Annotated in this window: 12 protein-coding genes; 10 read left to right on the forward strand and 2 right to left on the reverse strand. The window is 60.5% G+C overall.

The features are described from left to right. Window positions 1-6: 6 nt before the first annotated feature. Window positions 7-1,614 carry an ABC transporter substrate-binding protein gene (locus PL640_RS21425; protein ID WP_161991433.1) on the reverse strand — a complete coding sequence of 536 codons (1,608 nt, stop codon included), beginning with the start codon at window positions 1,612-1,614 and terminating at the stop codon, window positions 7-9. Here PL640_RS21425 and PL640_RS21430 point away from each other — a divergent pair. The 3 genes from PL640_RS21430 to PL640_RS21440 all read left to right on the forward strand — a co-directional run bounded on the left by PL640_RS21430 (window position 1,613) and on the right by PL640_RS21440 (window position 5,933). After that, complete coding sequence (locus PL640_RS21430) at window positions 1,613-1,837, forward strand: hypothetical protein (RefSeq protein ID WP_271363464.1); 225 nt, start codon at window positions 1,613-1,615, stop codon at window positions 1,835-1,837. The two genes, PL640_RS21425 and PL640_RS21430, sit on opposite strands and share 2 nt — an antisense overlap. Before the next feature lie 153 nt (window positions 1,838-1,990). Further along, entirely contained in the window at window positions 1,991-4,765 is a 2,775-nt protein-coding gene (locus PL640_RS21435; protein ID WP_271363465.1) for a DNA translocase FtsK, read from the forward strand. Between the two features lie 91 nt (window positions 4,766-4,856). Further along, the gene (locus PL640_RS21440; RefSeq protein ID WP_271363466.1) at window positions 4,857-5,933 is read left to right on the forward strand and encodes an Ldh family oxidoreductase; all 1,077 of its coding nucleotides are present in this window, start codon (window positions 4,857-4,859) and stop codon (window positions 5,931-5,933) included. An 18-nt stretch (window positions 5,934-5,951) separates the two neighbouring features. Here the strand turns inward: PL640_RS21440 and PL640_RS21445 are convergent, their stop codons facing one another. Then, complete coding sequence (locus tag PL640_RS21445) at window positions 5,952-7,946, reverse strand: putative bifunctional diguanylate cyclase/phosphodiesterase (protein WP_271363467.1); 1,995 nt, start codon at window positions 7,944-7,946, stop codon at window positions 5,952-5,954. Window positions 7,947-8,261: 315 nt separating this feature from the next. On the opposite strand from PL640_RS21445, the gene PL640_RS21450 reads away from it, so the two are divergent. From PL640_RS21450 to PL640_RS21480, 7 genes are all read left to right on the forward strand, one after another. Then, window positions 8,262-9,308 (forward strand): class I SAM-dependent methyltransferase, encoded by a 1,047-nt coding sequence (locus PL640_RS21450; protein WP_271363468.1) that lies wholly within the window; start codon window positions 8,262-8,264, stop codon window positions 9,306-9,308. Between the two features lie 283 nt (window positions 9,309-9,591). Next, entirely contained in the window at window positions 9,592-10,416 is an 825-nt protein-coding gene (locus PL640_RS21455; protein WP_271363469.1) for a bifunctional allantoicase/(S)-ureidoglycine aminohydrolase, read from the forward strand. 168 nt (window positions 10,417-10,584) lie between these two features. Next, entirely contained in the window at window positions 10,585-12,090 is a 1,506-nt protein-coding gene (locus PL640_RS21460) for a sensor domain-containing diguanylate cyclase (RefSeq protein WP_271363470.1), read from the forward strand. Window positions 12,091-12,529: 439 nt separating this feature from the next. Further along, window positions 12,530-13,744, forward strand: a complete 1,215-nt coding sequence (locus PL640_RS21465) for an efflux RND transporter periplasmic adaptor subunit (protein WP_405048927.1) — start codon at window positions 12,530-12,532, stop codon at window positions 13,742-13,744. A 12-nt stretch (window positions 13,745-13,756) separates the two neighbouring features. Then, the gene (locus PL640_RS21470; RefSeq protein WP_142842789.1) at window positions 13,757-16,891 is read left to right on the forward strand and encodes an efflux RND transporter permease subunit; all 3,135 of its coding nucleotides are present in this window, start codon (window positions 13,757-13,759) and stop codon (window positions 16,889-16,891) included. Between the two features lie 104 nt (window positions 16,892-16,995). Then, window positions 16,996-17,619 (forward strand): TetR family transcriptional regulator, encoded by a 624-nt coding sequence (locus tag PL640_RS21475; protein ID WP_271363472.1) that lies wholly within the window; start codon window positions 16,996-16,998, stop codon window positions 17,617-17,619. A gap of 192 nt (window positions 17,620-17,811) precedes the next feature. Further along, entirely contained in the window at window positions 17,812-19,335 is a 1,524-nt protein-coding gene (locus PL640_RS21480) for a sugar ABC transporter ATP-binding protein (protein WP_271363473.1), read from the forward strand. Window positions 19,336-19,387 lie beyond the last annotated feature (52 nt).

Consider the following 19,387-nt stretch of genomic DNA (forward strand, 5'->3'; position numbering starts at 1 on the left):
GCGGCCTCAACTATCGACCGCGGTGTCCGCCCAGTTGGAAACCGCCCAGCGCGGATTGCTGGCGACATGTTTGACCGTATCGCGCGCCACCGTGATGAAACCCCATTCAGCGACGTTGATGAGCGGCAGATCAGCTGTAACCTGTTGCTGGAAATCCTTGTAAAGTGCTGTCCGCGCGGCCGTATCCACGGTTTCCGCCGCCTTGTCGATCAGCGTATCGAGCGCCTTGTTCTCATATCCGCCCTGATTGGAGAAGCCGACGCCGGCGGGAATGCCGGAGCGCACGAGAATCGTGGTGGAGATTGCCGGATCGCCACGGAACACCGGGGGAGCAACGGCCAGATCGAAGGCGTGGTCGGTATAGACCGCCTTCTGGTGTGCTGCGGCATCATTATTGACCAGCTCGGCATCAATGCCGATTTCCTGAAGCGCCTGTCGAAGATAGGAGCCGAATTGTCTGGTTTCATTGAAATAGGGCGCAGGCAGAAGCTTCAGCGCGAAACGCTTTCCATCGGGTCCGCGCGCATAACCGGCCTCATCCAAGAGGGCATTGGCCTTGGCGACGTCGAAATCATAGGTCTCCACATCGCCGGTATAAAATTCAGGGGCGTTTTTCGGCACGGGGCCTGTCGATGCCGTGGCATAACCGAGGAACACCTTGTCGATGACGAATTTCTTGTCGATGGCGTGGGCAATGGCCTTTCTGACCTTGAGGTCGGCCAATTCCTTGCGGCGGTGGTTGATTTCCACCACCAGCTGATAGGTCAGCGCCTCGTAGCCGTCAGCGATTACCTTGATACCCGGCTCTTTGGCGATGCGGGCAAGATCGGCGAGCGGCACGGCGGAGAAGGCGGCCAACTGGATTTCTTCGGCTTCCAGCGCCGAGGCTGCCCCCGCACGGTCCGGCAGGACGCGATAGATGATTTCCTCGAGCTGCGGCTGGTCTTTGCCCCAGTAATTCGGGTTGCGGGTCAGGCGGTAATATTCGCCGGGTTTGTATTCGGCAAAAACGAAAGGCCCGGTGCCGACCGGTTTGGTATTGGCCGGATTGGTGGCGATATCGGTGCCTTCATAGAGATGTTTCGGCACGACGCTGGTGACGACAGGCAAAGCATTACGGATGAGCTGGAACGGCGTGGGCTTGGAAAAACGGAAGACGGCCGTGTGGTCATCAGGCGTTTCCACCTTGTCCAGATTGGCGAAGACCAGCCGGCCGAGGTTCTGCAATGGTTTCCACACCGAAAGCGCCGAAAAGGCCACATCCGCCGAGGTGAACGGTTTGCCGTCATGCCAGGTCACGCCTTCGCGCAGCTTGAAGGTGGCGCTCAAGCCATCATCCGATCCCTGCCATTCGGTCGCAAGCCGCGGCTCCAGCCCGTCCTTGCCATTAAAGGAGGCTTCCGCCAGCGGCTCGACAATCTTGCTGGCGATATAAAACACGCCATTGGAGGCGACGATGGCCGGGTTGAGGTTTTTCGGCTCCGAATCGGCCGCGACGATCAGCCGCCCGCCGGATTTTTCCTGCGCTGCGGCAATTCCCGCCAGTCCCGTGGTTGCGGCAAGAGCAAGTGAGGTCTTGAGAAGCGAGCGGCGGGAAAGCTGGACAGGCGACATGAATTTCACTCCGGAAATGAGGGCGAGACGGGCTTTTCCGCTTGGCCCGCGGCACGCCGATCTTAAGACTGCAACCTCGCCAGTGTCCACGTTAATTCGCGGCCTTTACAGCAATGATTTTACGTTGCTGATGAGTTTGAAGAAACAATATGCCTTACCCGCGCCAATCTGGTTTTCCCCCGTTGCTGCGGAATATCCCCAGTTTGCGGAAAAACCGATTTAATAAAATAAAAACAGAGTGTTGATCGTTGTTTTTGCTGTCGGCGCTTACCAGGGCGGGCTCGAAGGTGAGGTGAAATCTGCCGCCGGGGCGCCGTTTGGAAAGGGGTAATTAACCTTTATTTTCTATTTCAGGGAGACCGAAATATGTACGTTTATGATGAGTGTGCACGCTGCCATGAGCTTCTCCCGATCCAGATTCCAGAATTCGTCCAATAACGCAGGGGAGGGGAGCGAAAACGCTCGTCCTGCCGGCGGCAAGGCGGTTGCCGGGCAGCAGACGGCGATGAAGGCAAGTGCCGCGCCCCGGCCCAATGCCGATGTCAGCGCAGCCGATGCCATTGAAGGCCGTGCCGAAATGCCCGGCTGGCAGAATGCTTTTGTGCTTGGCCCCAATGTGCGCTTTACCCGCACGCCGGAAAGCGTCTTTAGCCGACGCATGCCGGTCGAGACGCCGAATATTCCGGAAGAAATCCATAGTCTCGAAGAGGAAATCGTTGCTGTCGCTGTGCCGGACACGGTGGAGCCGGAAGCGACGGTGCAGCAGGCCGTCGCATATGAGGATGTTGCTGCCCTGTCCCATCAGGTCGTAAAGCCGGCCGAGCAGCGCGTGCCGCCGCAGCGCATGCCCTTCCTGCCGCAGCCGCCCGATGCGCGCGGCGCCAGGGCGCTGACCTATAAATTGCGTCTCGAACTTGCGCGCAAGCAGGCGGAAGAAGCTGCGGCCGCCGCACAGGCGCCAGCGGAGGCCGTGACATCTGTGCCGATGGTGGAAACGCCGGTACAGAGGGTATTTGCCGCCGTTCAGCCGCAGCCTGCCGTCCAGCCAGTTGCTGTGGCGCAGGCCGCCATGCCGGCTGCGTCCGTTCCGGCCTTTGCCGCCCACCTGCCGGATGAGCTGTTTTGGGAAGTCATGACGCTTGATCTGCCGGGTGCAGCGGTCGAGACCGTTCCCGCCTATCTGCGCGCCAATTTTGCAAATCCGGCTCTTGCAAATCCGACGCTGGCAAATCCTGCTTTGACGAGCCCGGCGCCGACGGCGTCCATCCCTGCCGTTGCCGTGTCGTCGGCCGCTGCCGTCGTGCTTTCAGCCGAGCCGCCGGTCGTCACCGTGCCGGGCGGCTCCGCGATCCGGCTTTACCGGGAAATCGGCGTGCGCCAGGCCGTTGTTCCGGTCGCCACGCCGGCCGCAGAACTGGAAATCGCATCGCAGCCGGTGGCGGAGGAACCCGTCTTCATCGAGCCGCAGCGGCCGATCGAGCAGGCCCAGCCGATTGAAAGCCGGCCGGCAGCAAAAGTAGCGGCAGAGCCGCGCTTCACGCCACGCGCGCCCATCCAGGCTTCGCAGCCGATGTTCCGCGAAGCGCCGGTCTTTGCCGAGGGAGAATATCAATATCCCTCCATTGATCTCCTGCAGGAAGCCCGCGTCCAGCAGACCACGACCATGACGCCCGAAGCGCTGGAACAGAGCGCCGGGCTTCTGGAAAGCGTGCTTGAGGATTTCGGCATCAAGGGCGAGATCATCGATGTTCGCCCCGGCCCGGTCGTGACACTTTACGAGTTTGAACCAGCCCCCGGTGTCAAATCCTCGCGCGTCATCGGCCTGTCCGATGATATCGCACGCTCCATGTCGGCGCTGTCGGCCCGTGTCGCCGTTGTACCCGGCCGCAATGTCATCGGCATCGAACTGCCGAACCCGGTCCGCGAAACGGTCTATCTGCGTGAATTGATCGAAGCGAACGATTATGCCGAAACCCGCCAGAAGCTTGCGCTCTGCCTTGGCAAGACCATCGGCGGCGAACCCGTCATTGCCGAACTGGCGAAGATGCCGCATCTGCTCGTCGCCGGCACCACCGGTTCCGGCAAGTCCGTCGCCATCAATACCATGATCCTGTCGCTGCTCTACCGTCTGAAGCCGGAAGAATGCCGCCTGATCATGGTCGATCCGAAAATGCTTGAACTGTCGGTTTATGACGGCATTCCGCATCTGTTGACGCCGGTTGTTACCGATCCGAAAAAGGCGGTCATGGCGCTGAAATGGGCCGTGCGCGAAATGGAAGACCGTTATCGCAAGATGTCGCGTCTCGGCGTGCGCAATATCGACGGCTACAATGCAAGGGCAGCCGCTGCCCGCGCCAAGGGCGAAACGGTGTTCTGCAACGTGCAGACCGGCTTTGACCGCGCCACCGGCGAGGCTGTTTACGAGCAGGAGGAAATGGACCTTACGGCCATGCCTTACATCGTCGTCATCGTCGACGAGATGGCCGACCTGATGATGGTTGCCGGCAAGGAGATCGAAGGGGCGATCCAGCGCCTGGCGCAGATGGCGCGTGCCGCCGGCATCCACCTCATCATGGCCACGCAGCGCCCTTCGGTCGATGTCATCACCGGCACGATCAAGGCGAACTTCCCGACCCGCATCTCCTTCCAGGTAACCTCGAAAATCGATAGCCGCACCATCCTTGGCGAACAGGGCGCAGAGCATCTGCTCGGTCAGGGCGACATGCTGCACATGATGGGCGGCGGCCGCATCGCCCGTGTCCACGGCCCGTTCGTTTCGGATGAGGAAGTGGAGAAGGTCGTGGCGCATCTGAAGACCCAGGGCCGTCCGGAATATCTCGGCACCGTCACCGAAGACGCTGAAGAGGCCGATGAAGAGGCGGAAGAGGACGTGGCAGTCTTCGACAAGACGTCGATGGGCGACGACGACAGCGACGATCTCTATGAAAAGGCCGTCAAGGTGGTGATGCGCGACAAGAAGTGCTCGACTTCCTATATCCAGCGCCGCCTGTCGGTTGGCTATAACCGCGCCGCCTCGCTGGTGGAGCGCATGGAGCAGGAAGGCATTGTCGGCCCTGCAAACCATGTCGGCAAGCGCGCCATCATCGCCGGTGAGCGCGATCCCTATGATGCGATGGGCGCGGACGACTGATTGATTATTCGGGACGCGATATTCGATTGCAAAAACGCGCTCCGTGAATAGCCTGTGCGGCATGGATTCTGGAATCGGGAGGGTTCCCCGCATGTCGCACAGCAATGAAAACGTCGCCGTTCTCGCAAGGCTGGATGAGCTGGAGCGGTTCTGCCGCAGCACCTTCCTCGCAGCCGGCACGGATGACGAGACGGCCGATGCCGCAACCCGCGCCATGATGCATGGCACAAGGCTTGGTGTCGACAGCCACGGCGTGCGCCTGCTTGCCCATTACATCACCGCCCTTGAAGGCGGACGTCTCAATCGGCGGCCGCAGATCCGCCGCGTCTCAGGCTTCGGCGCGGTGGAGACTATCGATGCCGACCATGCCCACGGCGCCCGGGCCACCTATGCGGCGATGGACAATGCCATGGCGCTGGCCGAAAAATTCGGCATCGGCGCGGTGGCAATCCGCAACTCATCGCATTTCGGCCCCGCCGGCGCCTACGCGCTGGAAGCGGCGCGGCAGGGTTACATTGGCCTTGCCTTCTGCAATTCCGACAGTTTCGTGCGCCTGCATGATGGTGCGATGCGTTTTCACGGCACCAATCCGATTGCCGTCGGTGTGCCGGCGGCGGATGACATGCCCTGGCTGCTGGACATGGCCACCAGTGCCGTGCCCTATAATCGCGTTCTGCTTTACCGCAGCCTCGAACAGCAATTGCCTGACGGTGTCGCATCTGACGGCGACGGCATCGATACGCAGAACCCCCATGCCGTTGAAATGCTGGCACCGCTCGGCGGCGCATTCGGTTTCAAGGGCGCGGCGCTGGCGGGCATGGTGGAGATTTTCAGCGCCGTTCTCAGCGGCATGAAGCTCAGTTTCGATATAGATCCCATGGGCGGGCCCGATTTTTCCACGCCGCGTGGCCTTGGAGCCTTTGTTCTGGCGCTGAAGCCGGAAGCCTTCCTTGAACGCGAAGTGTTCGACGAGGGCATGAAACGTTATCTCGAAGTGCTGCGCGGCTCGCCGGTGCGGGAGGACTGCAAGGTCATGGCCCCGGGCGACCGGGAATGGGCGGTGGCGGCAAGACGGGAACGGGAAGGCGCGCCTGTCGATCCCATTACCCGCGCGGCTTTTTCCGAACTGGCGTCGAAATTCTCGATCGTGCCGCCCGCCTATCACTAAGGCAGGGCCCGCAGCCCGTCATGCGGGGCGCAGCAGCATGTTAGGACGCGGGTAGGGGGCTTTTGCCGCCCCCAGCCTTTCGGCGACGACCGGGCGTCCGAGATAATAGCCCTGCGCGTAATCGATCTCCAGCTGGCGCACCAGCCGCAGCTGCTCTTCCGTCTCCACGCCTTCGATGAGGATCTTGTGGCCGCGGTTGCGGATGAGGCGGATCATGTCCTGCAGCATTGCCCGGCCGCGCGGCGTGTTGCTGTCATGCAGGAAGGAGCGGTCGATCTTGACGGTGTCGAAATCAGTCATGCGCAGCCAGGAAAGGCCGGCAAACCCGGTTCCGAAATCATCGAGCCAGATGTTGATGCCGAGCGTTTTGAGATCGTTCAGGCAGCGCAGCACATCCGAATGCATCTCCATATCCACACCTTCGGTGATCTCGAAGGCGAGCCTGTTGCCGGCGATGCCGGCCTCGACTAGGATTGCCGCAACCGAAGTGGCAAAGCCCGGGTTTTTCAGCTGCATGGGGGATACGTTGACGCTGACCACGGCCACCGGGTCTTCAGCAAGAATCTGCTTGCAGGCGGTCTTGATCGTCCAGAGGCCGAGTTCCATGATCGTACCGGTGCGCTCGGCAATCGGAATGAAGATGCCCGGTGAAACGGCACTGCCATCGAGCAGGCGCAGCCGCATCAGCGCTTCGACGCCCGGCGTTTCATTGGTCGAGACGTTGAGGATCGGCTGGTAGACGAGGGAAATGAGGTTTTCCGCAATGGCGATCTTCAGGAGAGCGGCGATGTTTTCCGTCTCGTCGCTGGTTTGCGGATCGTCCGGATCGAACAGCTTCATGCAGTTGCGGCCATTGCCCTTGGCGATGTAGAGCGCCCGGTCGGCCTCGTTGATGATTTTCTCCAGCTTGCCATCCGGGTTGGGGCGGGTGAAGGACGCGCCGATGCTGACGGTGACGACGAAGGTGCCGTCCCGGCGCTGGTCGTGGGCAAGCGCCAGGTCCTCGACGGTGTGGCGGATCGTTTCGGCCAGCTCGCCCACCTGCTGCTTGGATTTGAACGGCACGAGAACGATGAATTCCTCACCGCCATAACGGCCGATGGAAGCGCCATGTCCGGCGATCGCATCCTGCAGCGCATTGCCGACTGTCAACAGGCACTTGTCGCCTTCCTGGTGGCCATAGCGGTCATTATATTTCTTGAAGAAGTCGACATCGATGAGGAGAACGGCAAAACCCTCCTCCTTCCTGCTCCAATTGTCCCACAGCAGGCGCAGCTGATGGTCGATGGCGCGACGGTTCTGCAGGCCCGTGAGCGAATCCGTATTGGAAAGCCGCAGCAGCGCCTGTCCGCGTTCATCCGCCGCCTTCTGCTGGGCCTTGGCCTCCAGCGCGTTGAGAAAGACGTGATAGCGCTCCCGGTTCAGGTTCCAGTTCACATAGGAGGTGAAGACGAAGCAGGAAATGTAGAAGGTGCCGAAAGCCACCTTGTAGAACACATCTTCGGGAAACTGCGTCACCGCCAGAAAATAGGTGACGAGGATGATGCCTGACGACACAAGCGACAGGTGGAAGCGGAAGGTGAAGAACAGGTTGGCGCCCATCATGAAGATCGCCCCGAAAACCATGTAATAGGACATGTTTTCGAGGTTGTCGGTCAAAAGCGAAGGCAGCAGCCAGCCAATATAGCCCATGACGAGCGCAGTGGCGCAGGTGAGGTCGAGCGCTGCGGTGCTGGCGCCCCGGCGCAGCTGGATCTCCAGCGTCAGCAGTGATGAGATGACCACCAGCAGGCGGGCGATGATGGCGTAAAATGCGACGTCGGGGATTAGAATAATGTCGGTGACGGCAAATAGCAGATAGATGAAAACGGCCGTCCACAGGCCCTGTCTGATCGAACCACGGCGGCTGCGCTCACCTTCCTGCTGGTAAAGGGCAAGAAGTTCATCAGAAAACCGGGAGTCCGGCCGCCGATAGTCTTGCTGTCCACTCACCTCTCCCAACCTGTGCCTCATGCACTTTCCCATAGTGTTGCGTATACTTTTTAAGTAACTGCTTATTCCACTTTTCCGTGTGCTCATGCACACGGTGCGGGTTCCTTTCCATCTCTTTCGATATGTGTGCAGAACCGGGAAAGGAAGAACGCATCATACGGCCGCAACATTAAGTTTCACTAAATTGCGTATCCGTTTTCTCCTCCGCCCACGAGTGTGACCAAAAAAATACGCTAATGTAGAAATCTATCCCTACACCGCTCAAAATTTGAAAGCGAGTGGCGTTCCGTCTTCCAGAAACGTATAGTTAACAATGTGTTAATACTGGAGGCTGAAGTGGTGCGGGTAAAGAAGAAAAATCTGGACGGGGCAAGTCTGATCACCCCTGATACTGTCGCAAAAGAGATTTTTGCACGCAGAACCGAAACATTCGATGAGCAGTTCGCAGTTGCGAAAGCAGAGATTGCCATCATTCTCGAATTGGCACAGCAGCAATTCGACAATGGTGTTTTAGCACGTGAGATAATACATCGGACGGCAGGCGCGCTGCATGGATTGCGCGATAAACTCCACTCCAGCGTGTGGGCGGAACTGATCCCGCTGGTACAGAATCACGCCGTGTCGGAGCATTTTCTCGAAGATCCCTTCACCCGGTGGTCGTTTGAAAAGCCGAGGGGCTATTCGGGCGACGCCCAGCTGCTCGATTTCATCTACGGTCACGACAGCGTTGCCGAACAGGTGAAAAACGCCTCCCCGCTGGGGGCCGCCCTTTACGATTATACGAAGGATGCCAGCTCCTCGGTTGCCGTGCGCGAGCGGCGGGACCTGCTGACGCGGTTCGTGGATGAGGCCGCCGCCCGCCATGGCGAGGAGACGGAAATCCTCACCATTGCCTCCGGCCACCTGCGCGAGGCCGATGCTTCGGTGGCGCTGAAAGAGGGCAGGATCAAGCGCTGGGTGGCGCTGGATCAGGATCCCTTGAGCGTCGGCTCCGTCGCCCGTGATTTCGGCGGCCGCGGTGTGGAGGCAATTGACGGTTCGGTGCGCGATATCGTGCTGCGCACGCAGGAGCTCGGCAGCTTCGATCTGATCTATGCGGCCGGCCTTTATGATTATCTGAACGACCGCGTGGCGATCAAGCTGACACGGCGCTGCATGGAGATGCTGAAGCCCGGCGGCATGTTCCTCTTCGCCAACTTCTCCGAAGATATCGTCGTCGACGGCTATATGGAGACCTTCATGAACTGGGCACTGCTGCTGCGCTCGAAGGCGGATATGTGGCGGATCATCAATGCCAGTGCCGATCCTGCAAGTATCGAGGCGGAGGTGTTCTTCGGCGAGAACCACAATATCGTCTACGCGACGATGCGTAAGAAGGCGTGAGATAGAAAGCCGCTCGTTATTCCCTCATGGGAAGCGAGCGCGTGCCGCCTGTTTCTTCTCCCCGCCGGGGAGAAGTCCGCGGCAGCGGGATGAGGGGGCGAGGGTGCGGTCCATCGTTGGCGTTGCCCCCTCATCCGACCCTTCGGGCCACCTTCTCCCCCTCGGGGAGAAGAAATGCGCGGCGACGTCGTGCCCCATTCCGTCACTCGCCCCTCACCAATAACCATTTGATTAAACCATATCGCGGCCTTAAGAATCCGCGCCTGATGCGTTGCAGAATGGAATGGCTGAAATGAAGAGATATTATTCGGATATGGGCGGTCTGCCGGGGCAGACGGAACTGCTGTCGAGCAAGGCTGTTTTCAAGACCGCCTATGCGGTCATCCCCAAGACCGTGATGTCCGATATCGTGACGAGCGTGCTGCCGCACTGGAACGGCACGCGGGCCTGGATCATCGCCCGGCCGATGACGGGTTTTTCCGAGACTTTCGCGCAATATATCGTCGAAGTGCAGCCCGGTGGCGGCAGTGAGCGGCCGGAGCCGGACGAGCGGGCGCAGGCGGCGATCTTCGTTGTCGACGGCGAAATGACCGTGACCTTCGAGGGCGCGCAGCATGCGCTGCGGGAGGGCTCGTTCGCCTACCTGCCGGCCGGTGCGCGCTGGCAGATCACAAACTCGGGCAAGGCGCCCGTCAAGTTCCATTGGGTCCGCAAGGTGTTTCAGGCGGTTGACGGGCTGGAGGCCCCGCCGGCGATCTTTTCGCATGAAGACGAGATCGCCATGTCGGCCATGCCCGATACCGAGGGCAAATGGGCGACGACGCGCTTCATCGATCCCGAAGACGTGCGTTACGACATGCACCTCAACATCGTCACTTTCCAGCCGGGTGCGACCATTCCCTTCATGGAAACCCATGTGATGGAACATGGTCTTTACGTGCTGGAGGGCAAGGCGGTCTATCGGCTGAACGAAGACTGGGTGGAAGTTGAGGCGGGTGACTTCATGTGGCTGCGCGCCTATTGCCCACAGGCCTGTTATGCGGGCGGCCCGGGCCGGTTCCGTTACCTGCTCTACAAGGATGTGAACCGTCACGTGAAGCTCTGGTAGAGGGCATCCCGGCGGCGAAATCCGTGAATTATCGCGCAATCCGGCAGGTTGCGCGATAAATGCTTGCGTTAAATCGAATATCCCTAATAAATCCACATATGCGGACGGTCTTTGCCGTGCCGCACCATTTGGCATCCGCCTGCATCTCCCCTTGAGAAGACTGCCCGTATGAGTGAAACGATCGATACCAATATCTTCAATCTCGCGCCGGTCGCGATGTGGATCGAGGATTTCAGCGCCGTGAAGAGCCAGTTCGATATCTGGCGGGCTGAGGGCGTTGAGGATATCAGGGCGTTTCTTCTGGAAGATTTATCGCGTGTTGCGGCCTGTTCGCAGAAAATCCGCGTCATCCAGGTCAATGCCAAGACGCTGGAACTGTTTGAAGCGCGCGATCAGGCGCACCTCGTCGACAATCTGCATCGGATTTTTCGCGACGACATGCTGGAAAGCCATGTGAACGAGCTTTCCGAACTCTGGGCGGGGCGGACGGAATTTACCAGCAATGCGGTGAATTATTCGATCGGCGGCAGACGGCTCGATATTCAGCTGCGCGGCGCGGTCATACCCGGCCACGAGAACACGCTCAGCCGGCTGCTCTTGACCACCGAGGATGTGACGGAACGGGAAGAAGCCCGCCGCAAGGAGCTTATCAATCGCCGTTATGCCGAGGGCATGTTCAAACATTCGCCGGTTTCGCTCTGGGTGGAAGATTTCAGCCGCGTGCGTCGGCTGATCGAAGAGGTCAGGGATCGCGGCATCGTCGATTTCCGGGTGTTCACGGATGTGCATCCGGAATTCGTGCGGCAATGCATGAGCGAAATCCGTGTCATCGACGTCAATCGAGCCACGCTCGACCTGTTCTGCGCGCCGGACCGGCAGGTTCTGCTGCAGCGGCTCGGCGATATTTTCCGTGGTGAGATGGAAAAGCCATTCCGCGAGCAGCTGATGGAGCTTTGGAACGGCAATCTCAACCACCATCGCGAGGTGGTGAATTATGCGCTTGATGGTTCGGAGCGGCATGTTCTGCTGCATTTTTCCGTCTTCCCCGGCCATGAGCATGACTGGTCGCTGGTGCAGGTGGCGCTGACGGACATTACCGCGCGCAAGAAGGCGGAAGCCTATCTCGAATATCTCGGCAAGCACGATGTGCTGACCAAGCTGCACAACCGCGCCTTTTATTCGGACGAGTTGAACCGGCTGGAGCGTAACGCGCTCAGGCCGGTTTCCGCCATCGTCATCGATCTCAACGGTCTGAAGGAGGCCAATGACAAGCTCGGCCATGATGCCGGCGACGCCCTGCTGCGGCGGGTGGGCGAGGTGCTGAATGGCGTGGTGACTGCGCCCAACCATGCAGCGCGCATCGGCGGTGACGAATTCGCCATCCTTCTTCCCGGCGCCGACAGGCAGATTGCTGCTGCCATGGTCGAAACAGTCTATGAGCTGCTGAAGATCAACAACCAGTTTTATTCAAGCGCGCCGCTCAGCCTGTCGCTGGGGGTGGCGACCAGCGAAGCCGGCGAGACGATGGAATCGCTGGTGCGCCGCGCGGATATGAATATGTACGAACATAAGAACGCCTATTATGCGGCCCTGCGCAGCAGATCGGCCGATAATAGCGAGACGCCGAAGAACAGCCCGCAGCCGGAAGCCGCCCCGCTGAAGCGCCTGTTCTGAGGAATAGGCGAGGGCGCTTCAGGGCGCGGGGTGTTCTTGTCTTTCGCGACTATTTGCATCATCTCGACATTCCTGGGTCTGTCCCACTGCTGTCCGGTTTGAATTTCCTGACAGGCTGCATTCCCCTTGAAGTCAGTGATGAAGGGTGAACGTTCCCTCAACGTCATCCTCGGCCTTGTGCCGAGGATCCAACCACGTCGAATAAAATCGATACGGTGGCAGTTCCTCGGTACAGGCCCGAGGATGACGTCGGCGCAATTGGCCCGACTCTCCCTCCCATTTTCACGGTTCCACTCGTCCTTGGTGTTCTGTCAGGGCCGCACACACCTTCACAAGCGCGTGAGACAGCTGTTGCGCTGCAACAATTCCGTTGCTCGAATTTTACATACGTCTTAGTATGTATGTAAATATGACCTTTTTTGTGGATTCGGAGCGCAGTATGGCGAAGAAATTGGGGCAGATCGTAGCGGTGTTGTTGACGGGCATCGTTCTGGTCGGATGTAGCGATGAGCAGGCATCTGCGCCCGGTGCGCCGCCGCCCGGTGCGGTCAAGGTCGTGACCGTGAGCCCGGAAGAGCTGCCCATCACCAATGAATTGCCGGGACGCATCGCACCGACGCGGCTTGCCGAGGTGCGCCCGCGCGTCTCCGGCATTATCGTCGAGCGGGTGTTCGAGCAGGGCTCCCTGGTGAAGGAAGGCGATGTGCTCTACCGGATCGACCCCGCGCCGTTCCAGGTGCGCGTCGACAGCGCCGAAGGCACGTTGCGCCGGGCGCAGGCCGCGCAGTTGCAGGCACGGCAGACGGCTGACCGGCAGCAGCAGTTGCGTCGTTCGAATGTTGGCTCGCAGCAGGAATTCGACAATGCCATCGCCCAGCTGGCGCAGGCGGATGCCGAAGTGGCCGTTGCCGAAGCCGGCGTCGCGGAAGCCAGGCTCAATCTGCAATATGCCAATGTCACCGCACCCATCAGCGGCATGATCGGCCGGGCGCGCATCACCGAAGGCGCACTCGTCAGCGCCACCGGTTCCGAGAACTTGGCAACGATCCAGCAGCTCGATCCGATCTATGCCGACTTTACCCAGCCCGCCGCCGACCTCATTCGCCTGCGCAAGGCCCTGCAGGATGGCCAGCTGATGACCGGCACGAATGAGGCGGAAGTCAATCTGCTGTTTGATGACGGCACCCGTTATCCTATTTCGGGCCGCCTGCTGTTTTCCGAAGCGGCGGTGGATGAAACCACCGGCCAGGTGACGCTGCGCGGCGAATTTCCCAATCCGAACGGCGATCTTCTGCCGGGCATGTATGTCCGCGTCCAGATCCAGCAGGGCATCCAGAAGGCGGCCTTTGCCGTGCCGCAGCAGGCGGTGCAGCGTGATGCGGGCGGCCAGGCAAGCGTGCTGGTCGTGAACGCGGAAGACACGGTCGAGCAGCGGCGCGTCAGCGTCGGCCGCTCCATTGGTGACCGCTGGGTGATTTCGGAGGGCCTGAAGGATGGCGACCGCGTCGTTGCCGAAGGTTTCCAGAAAACCGCGCCGGGCGCCAAGGTGAAGCCTGAACCATGGTCTGCGGAGCCCGCCGCCACTGCCTCTGCCGGCAGCGAGAACGCGGCTTCGTCCGAGACCGCGTCTGAGCCCCCGGCCGCGAAGCAATAAGGACCGATTTCCATGGCACGTTTTTTCATCGATCGGCCCATTTTTGCCTGGGTCGTCGCCATCTTCATCATGCTGGCGGGCCTGCTCGCCATTCCCATGCTGCCGATTGCGCAATATCCGAATGTGGCGCCGCCACAGATTTCCGTCGGCACGACCTATCCGGGTGCATCGCCGGAAGATATCTATCAGAGCGTCACGCGGCCCATCGAGGAAGAGCTGAATGGCGTCCCGGGTCTGATCTATTTCGAATCGACGTCGGAATCCTCCGGCCGTATCTCGATCAACGTCACCTTCGAACCCGGCACCAATATCGGCGAGGCGCAGGTCGAGGTTCAGAACCGTATCGCCCGTGTCGAACCCCGACTGCCGCGGGCGGTGACGCAGCAGGGCCTGCGCGTTGAGCAGGCCGGAACCTCGTTTCTGATGATGGTGGCGCTGACCTCCGTCGACGGCAATACGGACGCCATCGGCCTTGGCGACTATCTCAGCCGCAACGTGGTCGGTGAGTTGCGTCGCGTTCCCGGCGTCGGCAGCGCGCAGCTCTTCGCCACCCAGCGCTCCATGCGCATCTGGATGGATCCGGACAAGATGCTGGGTCTCAGCCTGACTTCGAGTGATGTCATCAACGCAATCCAGGCGCAGAACTCGCAGGTCGCGGCTGGCCGCATCGGCGCATCGCCAAACCCGGTTGGCCAGCAGATTTCTGCCACCGTCAACGTGCAGGGCCAGCTGACCTCGCCGGAAGAATTCGGCTCCATCGTGCTGCGCGCCAATCCGGATGGTTCCTCCGTCCGGCTGCGCGATGTCGCGCGCGTCGAGGTGGGCGGGGAAAGCTACACCTTCTCCAGCCGCCTGAACGGCAAGCCCAGCGCGGCCATCGGTGTACAGCTTTCGCCGACGGGAAATGCGTTGCAGACTTCCGATGGCGTGCGCGCCACGATGGAGGAGCTGTCGCGTTATTTCCCGGCCGGTATCGAATATGAAATTCCCTACGACACCAGCCCCTTCGTGAAGATCTCGATCCAGAAGGTGATCAACACGCTGGTGGAGGCGATCATTCTCGTCTTCGTGGTGATGTTCGTCTTCCTGCAGAACATCCGCTACACCATCATTCCAACACTGGTGGTGCCCGTGGCGCTGCTTGGCACCTGCGCCATCATGTATGTCTCGGGTTTCTCCATCAACGTTCTCACCATGTTCGCCATGGTTCTCGCCATCGGCATTCTCGTCGATGACGCGATCGTCGTGGTGGAAAATGTCGAACGCATCATGGCGGAAGAGCATCTGTCGCCGAAGGAGGCGACCCGCAAGGCGATGGGCCAGATTTCTGGCGCCATCATCGGCATCACGCTGGTTCTGACGGCGGTGTTCGTGCCCATGGCCTTCTTCCCCGGCGCCGTCGGCATCATCTACCAGCAGTTCAGCCTGACCATGGTGGTTTCCATCCTGTTTTCCGGCTTCCTTGCGCTGTCGTTGACGCCGGCGCTTTGCGCGTCGTTCCTGAAGCCGATCAAGGCCGGGCACCATGAAAAGAAGGGCTTCTTCGGCTGGTTCAACCGCGGCTTCGACAAGGCGTCGCACAAATATTCCTCGTCGGTCGGCAGCATCATCAAGCGTTCCGGCCGCTTCATGGTCATCTATGCCGCGCTGCTCGTCGGTCTCGGCTGGGCCTATATGCAATTGCCCAGCTCCTTCCTGCCCAACGAGGACCAGGGTTACCTGATCGTCGACATTCAGGCGCCGGCGGAAGCCAGCAGCGAACGCACCCTGCAATCCATCCAGGAAATCGAAAAGATCTTCCTGGCGGAGCCGGCGGTCGATCGCGTGATTGCGGTTTCGGGCTTTTCCTTCTCCGGTTCCGGCCAGAATGCCGGTCTCGCCTTCGCGACGCTGAAGGACTGGAGCGAGCGTGGGCCCGAGGATTCCGCATCCGCCATCGCTCAACGCATCAACGGCAAGCTTTGGGGTCTGCCGGGTTCGATGTCCTTCACGCTGTCGCCGCCGCCCATTCAGGGTCTCGGTAACTCCAGCGGCTTCACCTTCCGCCTGCAGGATCGCGGGGGTGCCGGACAGACGGCGCTGAGCGCCGCCGGTGCACAGCTGATGGCGGCAGCGCAGAAAAGCCCCATTTTGGCCGGCCTGCGCGTGGAAGGCATGCCGGACTCTCCGCAGGTCAACCTCATCATTGACCGTGAAAAGGCCAACACCTTCGGCGTGACCTTCAGTGACATCAACGCCACCATCTCGGCCAATATGGGTTCCTCCTACGTCAACGACTTCCCCAATGCCGGCCGCATGCAGCGCGTGACGGTGCAGGCGGAGCAGGGCCAGCGCATGAAGACCGAGGATCTTTTGAACCTCAATGTCCGCAACGCCAATGGCGGCATGGTGCCGGTAAGCTCCTTCGCCACGGTGGAATGGGTGCGCGGCCCGTCGCAGGTGGTGGGTTACAACGGCTATCCGGCGATCCGTATCGGCGGCCAGTCGGCGCCCGGTTACTCCTCGGGTGATGCGATTGCCGAAATGGAGCGTCTGGCGGGCGAATTGCCAAGCGGCTTCGGTTTCGAATGGACCGGCCAGTCGCTGCAGGAAATCCAGTCGGGTTCGCAGGCGCCGGCGCTTATCGGCCTCAGCGTGCTGTTCGTCTTCCTGCTTCTGGCGGCGCTTTATGAAAGCTGGTCGATTCCGCTCTCCGTCATGCTGGTGGTGCCGCTCGGCGTCATCGGTTCGGTGGCGGCGGTGATGCTGCGCGGCATGCCGAACGACGTCTACTTCCTGGTTGGCCTTGTCGCCATCATCGGGCTTTCGGCCAAGAATGCGATCCTGATCATCGAATTTGCCAAGGATCTGCGGGCGGAGGGCAAATCCACCTATGATGCGACGGTGGAGGCGGCCCACCTGCGCTTCCGGCCAATCCTGATGACCTCGCTTGCCTTCTCGCTCGGCGTGCTGCCGATGGCAATTGCGTCGGGTGCCAGTGCGGCGAGCCAGAACGCCATCGGCACCGGCGTTCTGGGCGGCATGATCTCGGCGACGATCCTTGCGATCTTCTTCGTTCCCGTCTTCTTCGTGTTTGTCATGAAGTTTTTCGGGGATCGGAAGAAGGACGACAAGATTGCTGCTGACGCCGTGTCGCCGGCGGAATAAAACGGATGTGAAGGCCGGGCCATATTCATGTGAATGACAGCCTGGCACGACAAGAAAAGGCACGGTGCGAAAGCGCCGTGTCACGACTGGAAGGAGACATCAGCATGCGCCGTACCAAGGCCGAGGCAGAAGAGACGCGTCAGGCGATCCTTGCCGCTGCCGAGCGTGTGTTCTTCAAAAAGGGCGTGGCCAACGCCTCGCTGGACGAGGTGGCGGCCGCAGCCGGGGTCACGCGCGGGGCGATATACTGGCACTTTTCCAGCAAGACCGACCTTTTCATCGGCCTTTACAAATCGGTGGCGCTGCCGGAATCCGATCTGCTTGATTTCGGTGATCCTGATCTCAAGGGGTCGACTCTGCTTTCCAAGATCGAGGAAGGGGCCTGCAAGTGGCTGGCGCTTCTGGCGCAGGACGAACAACGCCAGCGCATCATGACCATCAGCCTGCGCACCAGCTATTCAGACGAATTCGCCCCGGTGCTGCATGCGCAGGAAGAGCTGGACCGCTACCACAAGGAGCGGCTGGAGGCGGCTTTTCAGCGTGCGCAGGCCGAGGGCGTCTTCAACGACAACTGGACGGCGGAATCAGCACTCGGTGCGCTCTACTGGCTGATCAAAGGCATAGTTTACGACTGGCTGCTGTTCGGCAAACGTTTCGATCTGGTGAAGGAAGGCGCAGAAGCCATGCATCGTCTCATGAAGGGCTTCCAGCGTCCCCCGGCGCCATGATCAAGCGCCGTATCGTCCTGCCCGGCCGGTCAAATTTAAGTGTATTCTAAAAGACGAGCGAAATTTGCTTTACGTACCTCAAAACGGACGTTAGCTTCTTCCCTGAGCTTTGGGAGGAGTTCGCCTATGGTCAAATCAGCAAAAATCGAGAGGCAAAAACCGTTCGTTCTCACCGGCTGTCGGTGACGGCGCATGGCTTCTGCTGACGAAACTTCAGCCCCGGCCCTTGTCCGGACGGTTGGGCTGTCGAAATCCTTCGGGCCGGTTCAGGTTCTGAAAGATATCGAGATCGCGGTGCGTGCCGGCGAGGTGCACGCCATCATCGGCGAAAACGGCGCCGGCAAATCGACGCTGATGAAGCTGCTGGCCGGCAATGAGAAGCCGTCGGGCGGTGAAATCCGCATCGATGGCACAGCCGTTACGCTTGGCGGGCCGGTGGATGCCGAACATCGCGGCATCGTTCTCGTCCATCAGGAAATATTGCTGGCACCCGATCTGACGGTGGCGCAGAACATTTATCTCGGCCGCGAATTGCATAAAGGTCCTGTTATGGACGATCGCGCCATGCGCGATGGTGCGCGCAGGGCCGTCGGCGATCTCGGCGGCACGATCGATCCCGACGCCATCGTCGGCAGCCTGTCGATTGCCCAGCGGCAGCTGGTGCAGATTGCCCGCGTTCTGCTGGTGCCGCATCGCGTGGTGATTTTCGACGAGCCGACCGCGAGCCTGACGCCGATCGAGACCGACGCACTCCTGAATGTCATCCGCGATATCAGGGCGAAAGGCGTGGCCGTGCTTTATATTTCGCACCGCCTGCCGGAAGTGAAGGAGATTGCCGACCGGGTGACGGTGCTGCGCGACGGCAGGCTCGTCGCCTCGCATCCGGCCTCAGAGCTGGAGCCGGCCGATATGGCGCGGCTGATGGTGGGGCGGGATGTCGCCAAGCTTTATCCCGACCGCAATGCCGGCGGTGAGCGTGAGCCGGTTCTTGAGGTGGAGCATTTTAACGTTCCCGGTTATGCGCAGGATGCCGGTTTCCGCCTGCGCAAGGGCGAAATCCTCGGTTTCTCCGGTCTCGTCGGAGCGGGGCGGACGGAGCTTATGGAGGGCGTGCTGGGCCTGCGGGCCGGGCGGGGAACGGTTCGCCATCTCGGGCGCGCGGTCACTTTCGCCAAGCCCGAAGACAGCCTGAAGGCGGGCATCGTTTACTTGAGCGAGGATCGCAAGGGCAAGGGACTGCTGCTTACCAAGGATCTGCGCATCAATCTGACGCTTGCTTCGCTGAAGAAGTTCAGCCGGCTGTTCCAGATCGATACCCGCCGCGAGACGGCGGCGCTTGATGATGCGGTGCGCGATTTCGACATCCGCACTGGGCGTAAGGACTTGCTGGCGGGCCAGCTCTCGGGCGGCAACCAGCAGAAGCTGCTGCTCGCCAAAATGATGTTACTCGATCCCTCCATCGTCATCATCGACGAGCCGACGCGCGGCATCGACATCGGTACCAAGGAGCAGATTTACCGCTTCATCGCCGGGCTTGCGGAGGAGGGGCGCTCGATCATTGTCGTTTCCTCGGAAATGCCCGAGCTGATCGGCATCTGCGACCGCATTCTGGTGATGCGTTCCGGCCGGATCGTCGGTGAAGTGACGGGGGATCGCATGACCGAAAACGACATCGTGGCGCTGGCGACCGGTGTTCACACACAGGAACCCGCCTGAGGCTGCGGGTTTCGAAAGATATGGCCTGAAGAAAAGATAATTGAGGGGGAAC

The sequence above is a fragment of the Agrobacterium sp. ST15.16.024 genome (assembly GCF_027956545.1).
In the GTDB taxonomy this organism is placed as follows: domain Bacteria; phylum Pseudomonadota; class Alphaproteobacteria; order Rhizobiales; family Rhizobiaceae; genus Agrobacterium; species Agrobacterium cucumeris.